The organism is Streptomyces sp. WELS2, from assembly GCF_013870595.1.
In the GTDB taxonomy this organism is placed as follows: domain Bacteria; phylum Actinomycetota; class Actinomycetes; order Streptomycetales; family Streptomycetaceae; genus Streptomyces.
Window position 1 is genome coordinate 1 of the sequence record NZ_JACBWZ010000713.1, and the last position, 3,240, is coordinate 3,240.

Consider the following 3,240-nt stretch of genomic DNA (forward strand, 5'->3'; position numbering starts at 1 on the left):
ACGGCCAGCTCGGCCAGGCCCGGGGTCAGCCGGAGTTCGGGGTACGACGTGGACAGCAGCTGTCCGACGCGGTCGAGCCGGAAGCCGTCGACCTTCTCCGTCGACATGCGACCGCCGACGTACGGGGCGGCCTCCAGGACCGCGGTGGTGATTCCGGCGCTGGTCAGCCGGTGAGCGGCCGAGAGGCCGGCGATGCCGGCCCCCACGATGACGACGTCCACCTGGTACGCGGGCTCAAGCACGAGGCCCCTCCTGTGGTTACGCGGCCGGTGGAGGAGCCATGCCTCCGACTGGCGCCACGGTTACCCGAGTTCGGATCGAGGTTAGGGCGGTGATCGGTCGGGAGGAGTCGCGCATCAACAGGGCACGGTCGCATGGAGGTCGCATACGGTCACTTTTGTTCTCCCGTGTTGTCAACCGGCTCATTACGCCGCTCGGATCGCCTCCTCGATGCCGGGGAACGCGAACCGGAACCCCGACTCCAGCAGCCGCCTGGGCACCACCCGCTGACTGCCCAGCACATCCCCGGCCATCTCCCCGAGGACCGCGCGCAGCACCGCGCCGGGCACCGCGCACACCGCCGGCCGGCGCAGCACCCGGCCCATCGCCGCGGTGACCTCACGGTTCGTCAGCGGCTGCGGGGCGGTCAGGTTGAACGGGCCGGACAGGTCGTCCCGGTCGATCAGGTGCCGGATCGCGGCCACCTCGTCGTGCAGCGCGATGTACGACCAGTACTGCCGTCCGTCGCCCAGCCGCCCCCCGAGCCCCGCCCGGAACAGCGGGAACAGCCGCCCCCAGGCGCCACCGCCCCGGGCCACCACCAGACCCGTGCGCAGGAACACCGTCCGCACCCAGGCCTCCACCACGTCGGCCCGGCGTCTGAGCGGGTTCCGCCGCCAGCGCCACAGCCACACCTTCGGACCACGGAACGCCTTCAAGGGCATCCTCCTCACGAGCGCACCGACCGGCCGGACCGCCCTCCCGTACGGGAGGGATCGCTCCGCTGCTCACGACGAGCCGTCACCCCGACGGTCGCACGAGACACCCCTCTTGCGCAGGCGCATGCCGGAACGGAACCGGCCGATCTTCGCCACTGGCCGGCGACATGGGGTGTTACCTGGGCAAACACCCATGCTGGGGGGATTGTCAGTGGTGGGGTGCACACTGGCCGATATCTGACGACTACCCGGACAACGGTGTCCTGGAGGTGATCGGTCATGGCCGAGGTACTGCTCGCGGTGGGAACCCGCAAGGGCCTGTTCATCGGGCGGCGGCGGAGCGGCGGACGCTGGGAGTTCGACGCACGTCCGTACTTCAACGCGCAGGCCGTGTACTCGGTCGCGATCGACACCCGGACGTCCCGGCCCCGGCTGCTGGCGGGCGGCTCCAGCACCCACTGGGGGCCCTCGGTGTTCCACTCCGACGACCTCGGCCGCACCTGGACCGAACCGGCCCGGCCCGCCGTGAGGTTCCCCGAGGACACCGGTGCCTCCCTGGAGCGCGTCTGGCAGCTGCACCCGTCCGCGGCCGAGCCGGACGTGGTGTACGCGGGCACGGAACCGGCCGCGCTGTACCGCTCGGAGGACCGCGGCGAGAGCTTCGTCCTGGTCCGGCCGCTGTGGGAGCACCCGTCCCGGTCCCGGTGGGTGCCGGGCCTGGGCGGCGAGGGCCTGCACACGGTGCTCACCGACGCGCGCGATCCGCGGTCCGTGACGGTGGCCGTCTCGGCGGCGGGGGTGTTCCGCACGACGGACGGCGGTGCGAGCTGGGCGCCGTCCAACTCCGGGGTGTCCGCGGTGTTCCTGCCCGACCCGTATCCGGAGTTCGGCCAGTGCGTGCACAAGATCGCCAGAGACGCGCGCACCCCGGACCGGCTGTACCTCCAGAACCACTGGGGGGTGTACCGCAGCGACGACGCGGGCGCGCGGTGGACCGACATCGGCGCGGACCTGCCGTCCACGTTCGGCTTCGCGGTGGCCGCCCATCCGCACCGGGGCGACACGGCGTACGTCTTCCCGATCGACGCGGACGTCGACCGGGTGCCCGCCGGGCACCGTTGCCGGGTGTTCCGCACGGCCGACGCGGGCCGCTCCTGGGAGCCGCTGGCCGAGGGACTGCCGGAGGCGGACCACTACGGCACGGTGCTGCGGGACGCCCTGTGCACGGACGACCACGACCCCGCCGGGGTGTACTTCGGCAACCGCAACGGCGAGGTGTTCGCCTCCGCCGACGACGGCGACAGCTGGCGGCGGCTGGCCGCCCACCTGCCGGACGTCCTGTGCGTACGGGCGGCGGTGATCGGCTGACCGGCCAGGGATCGGTCCGGCCGGGCTCCCCCGCGCGCACCGGTCGGCGGGGCCGCCGGACGGGCCGGGGCGGGTGGCCGGACCGGGTCGTGCTCCGGCCGTCGGTTGATCGGCGGCGGGTGTACGGCAGTAGGGTGACGCCCGTGGCACCACGACCGTTGCATGAAATCGTCGAACCGGGCTGGGCGAAGGCCCTCGAACCCGTCGCCGGACGGATCGCCGAGATGGGCGACTTCCTGCGCGCGGAGATCGCCGCGGGACGCACGTACCTCCCGTCCGGACCGAACGTCCTGCGGGCCTTCCAGCAGCCCTTCGACGAGGTACGCGTCCTGATCGTCGGTCAGGACCCGTACCCCACGCCCGGGCACGCGGTGGGACTGTCGTTCTCCGTCGCGCCGGAGGTACGCCCGCTGCCGCCCAGCCTGATCAACATCTTCCGCGAGCTGCACGGCGACCTCGGGCTGCCGCAGCCGTCCACCGGGGATCTCACCCCGTGGACGCAGCAGGGCGTCCTGCTGCTCAACAGGGCGCTGACCACCGCGCCGCGCAGCCCGGGGGCGCACCGCGGCAAGGGCTGGGAGGAGGTCACCGAGCAGGCGATCCGGGCCCTGGCGGCCCGCGGGAAACCGCTGGTGTCGATCCTGTGGGGCCGCGACGCCCGCAATCTGCGTCCGCTGCTCGGCAGTCTGCCGGCGGTGGAGTCCGCGCACCCCTCGCCGATGTCGGCCGACCGCGGCTTCTTCGGCTCGCGCCCGTTCAGCCGGGCCAACGACCTGCTGATGCAGCAGGGCGGACAGCCGGTGGACTGGCGTCTGCCGTGACGGCTGCGGGGTATCTCGCCGTGGACTCCGGCGGTTCCGGCCTCCGGGTCGCCGTCGGTGTGCCCGGGCGGGAGCCCTCGGCGCGGGGCGAGACCCGGGAGCCGGTCCGCACC

General features: G+C 73.2%; 3 protein-coding genes and 1 pseudogene. 2 read left to right on the forward strand and 2 right to left on the reverse strand.

The window, feature by feature from the left end:
• Together H5J33_RS28590 and H5J33_RS28595 are read right to left on the reverse strand one after the other, a co-directional pair.
• The coding region (locus tag H5J33_RS28590; RefSeq protein ID WP_181797721.1) for an FAD-dependent oxidoreductase at positions 1-242 on the reverse strand (242 nt) is incomplete at its 3' end.
• A 183-nt stretch (positions 243-425) separates the two neighbouring features.
• Positions 426-860, reverse strand: a pseudogene (locus H5J33_RS28595) (DUF1731 domain-containing protein); the annotation flags it as partial.
• A gap of 357 nt (positions 861-1,217) precedes the next feature.
• On the opposite strand from H5J33_RS28595, the gene H5J33_RS28600 reads away from it, so the two are divergent.
• Both H5J33_RS28600 and H5J33_RS28605 read left to right on the forward strand, forming a co-directional pair.
• Positions 1,218-2,306 carry an exo-alpha-sialidase gene (locus H5J33_RS28600; RefSeq protein ID WP_181797722.1) on the forward strand — a complete coding sequence of 363 codons (1,089 nt, stop codon included), beginning with the start codon at positions 1,218-1,220 and terminating at the stop codon, positions 2,304-2,306.
• A gap of 143 nt (positions 2,307-2,449) precedes the next feature.
• Complete coding sequence (locus tag H5J33_RS28605) at positions 2,450-3,127, forward strand: uracil-DNA glycosylase (protein ID WP_181797723.1); 678 nt, start codon at positions 2,450-2,452, stop codon at positions 3,125-3,127.
• The last annotated feature ends 113 nt before the right edge of the window (positions 3,128-3,240 follow it).